We start from the raw sequence: 2953 nt of genomic DNA, 5'->3' as shown, positions 1-2953 counted from the left end.
CAAGACCTGAAACCTTCTCCTTTGCTTCCTTTTCAGACACTTTCCCGCTTCCTGCCTTTATATAATTTTGAAAGCGTTCTTCCCTTTCTTTTTTCTCACTTGATGCCAGGGTCATGTCCCCACAATCGTCAAAGCTAAACTTCGCTATCTGAAATCCAAGTTCCTCCACATCTGATACCTGCTCACTCTGTGTATAAGAATACCGATAGGTCAGTCCATCTACTGTATATGTCCCCGCCTGTTCGTTCTCATTCTTCTCTTCCTGCATGGGCTGTCCTTTTCCGAATGTGTCTTTTATTTTATTCTGTTCTTCTTCAGGAATCGCCACTCTTTTTATTTTTTTTAAACAGATTGCATCTACATCCGGCACTTTTACCGGTGCATCCGCTGTCAGGGTAAAATTCATCGGGGTTTCTTTATCCTCCCGGTCCGCTGATCTTAGATCTGCCTGGATCGTTGTCTGGTATGTTTCCGGTGCCTGTACCTGTTCGGCAACGGTTTTCTGAGCTGTCTCCTTTTTCTCTTCTTTTTTCTGTTCTGTCTGATCCTTTTCTTCCACAACAGCAGACTGGACAATACGGTCACATCCGGATAATGTCAAAAGATTCATACACAGAACGGCTCCCATAAACATTTTTATTTTCTTCATCCTTTTTCCATCCTTTCCTTTCGGTATTAAAAAAGGTACCCTCTTCTTATGAGAAAAGAGTACCATATTGCTTCGCCGATGTATTCATCAAGATGTAAACAAATTGTAAATCAGAAGATGGCTCTTACCGTGGTTCCCTCTCTCTGTCTGCTTTCGATTTTCAAGCATCCGCCATGGATTTCAGCCACCTTCACACAGAGTGCCAGCCCAAGTCCGGATCCGCCTTCTTTTCGGCTTCGTGATTTGTCCACCATATAAAATGCATCTGTGATCTTTCCCAGTTCTTCCTCCGGGATCCCCATTCCGGTATCCGACACCTCAAAGATCTTTTTTCCAGCTTTCTCATAAGCCCTTACCCAAATGCTTCCACCGGCATCCGTAGCCTTTAGGGCATTGTCGATCAGGTTTATCAGAAGGCTTTCCATCAAGGCCGGATCCATTTTCATGGAAAAGGCTTCACATTCCATCTTGAGGTGCACCGCTTTCTTTTCTGCCTGTTCTTTTTCCATGTCTATGACATGGTTTAAAAGGTCACCTGCCATGGTCATTTCCATCTGTATGGCATGGTTCTGATAAAGCCCCAGCATCTGCAGCATCTTCCCAGAAAGAGCCTCCAGGCGTTTTCCCTCCCGGTTGATATGTTCCAGTGCCCGGTCTTTCTGTTCATCTTTCAGCTTTACATGGCGCAGGGTATCCGAATACCCGATAATGGACGTTAACGGGGTACGCATTTCATGGGAAAGTGCCCCCATGAGCAGCTCCTGTTTCTCTGCCACTTCCTGTAGCTTCTCCATCTGTTCCACAGTTCTTCGCATCATCATATAAATAAAAAGGCCGGCGATCAGGAACACAGCCAGATAAATTCCCAAAAACCAGACAGCGGTCTGTCTCAGCTCTGCAAAAAGCCCTGTGACTTCCCGGACAGAGAGGACTTCGTATCCTTCCGGTCTGGATAATGATTCCAGCTGGAGAAGGAGGTATTTCTGTCCCAGTTTCTGTATCTTGTAGGCATACGGATCTCCTTCATCCTTTAAGTCTAAGTTTTCGAGCCCCACCACTTTATAATTTGTCAGATTTTCAATGACGGCATTGCTTTTTCGGTCGATCAGGGCCATGCCTTCCCCACAGCATCGCTGGAACTGAAAGCCCATATAAGCCTGCTTTCCAGTCTCGGACATCTGCTCATATTTGCTGTTATCCCAAAATTGTTCCAGGAGTATCTTGCCATTTTCCAGCTGTCTTCCGTAGGTCTCTGCAGCATTATTGAGGCTTCGTTTTCCTGTGATATAAAGACTTAGCGTTCCCACTGGGATCAGGGCACATAATAGCGTTACCAGCATAAGAAGTACCGTTCGTTTCCACAGCTTCATCCTTATTCCTCCAGACGGTATCCAAGTTTCGGGATCGTCCTGATCTCATCATAAAGTTCCAGCTTTTTTCTGAGCTGTCCGATATGGACATCCACCGTCCTGCTTTCTCCCAGGTAGTTTTCTCCCCAGACCCGTTTTAACAGTTCTTCCCTTCCAAGCGCAATGTTCTTATTTTGCAGGAGCAGCACAAAGAGGTCATATTCCATCGGCTTTAGGCTTACCGGAAGCCCGTCTTTGTAGACCTGATGGCTTTGCATGTCCACCAGGATGTTCCGGACCGTTAAGACTTTCTTGGCCCGTCCCGTCCTCTCCAGTACCTTTTCAATGCGTACCAGAAGTTCCAGCATCTCAAAAGGTTTTACCATATAATCTTCCGCACCCAGCTTTAATCCCTTCACCTTGGAAGCCACATCATCCTTTGCAGTCAGGTAGAGCACCGGAAGCTCCTTCTTTTTAAAATCCTCCATCAATGCAAACCCGTCTTTTCCCGGCAGCATGATATCCACTACTGCCAGGTCCGCATCCTCCTGCCATAAGAGTAGCCTCTGGGCTTCTTCCCCATCATACGCTGCCACAGTCTCATACCCTGCTGCCTCCAGGTTCATGCACAGCAATTCTGAAATTGCACGGTCATCTTCTATCACCAAAATTTTATTTTTCATTCCCGCTGCCACCTCTAACGCTTTTCTATAGTATAGTTTTTTATATCCCAAGTCTACATTGCATTTGTTCTTGCTTTCTCATCATTTATACGCATCAGGGCACGATAATGTGACCAGTTCAATTCAGGGCACAGTGTGTCTCGAATTAGAAAAGTACAATAAAACTGAAATTATAGATTTTTGTCTCTTATCTTTTTTGCCATTACGAATCCAAACAGTGACATGCTCCCACCACTTAAATCTCTGATTTTGAAGTGGGGGCTTCTTGCTCA

General features: G+C 45.4%; 3 protein-coding genes. All 3 read right to left on the bottom strand.

What is annotated here, in order from left to right; genetic code table 11:
• The coding region (locus LIR34_RS17380; protein ID WP_244092367.1) for a DUF6034 family protein at nt 1-649 on the bottom strand (649 nt) is incomplete at its 3' end.
• 110 nt (nt 650-759) lie between these two features.
• The gene (locus LIR34_RS17375; RefSeq protein ID WP_114001670.1) at nt 760-2019 is read right to left on the bottom strand and encodes a sensor histidine kinase; all 1260 of its coding nucleotides are present in this window, start codon (nt 2017-2019) and stop codon (nt 760-762) included.
• A 2-nt stretch (nt 2020-2021) separates the two neighbouring features.
• Nucleotides 2022-2681 (bottom strand): response regulator transcription factor, encoded by a 660-nt coding sequence (locus LIR34_RS17370; protein ID WP_015525013.1) that lies wholly within the window; start codon nt 2679-2681, stop codon nt 2022-2024.
• Nucleotides 2682-2953 lie beyond the last annotated feature (272 nt).

The sequence above is a fragment of the Blautia sp. MSK17_66 genome (assembly GCF_020538025.1).
Lineage (GTDB): Bacteria > Bacillota > Clostridia > Lachnospirales > Lachnospiraceae > Blautia_A.
Note: the sequence above shows the minus strand (reverse complement) of the source record. Positions and strands in the feature narration are given on the sequence as shown.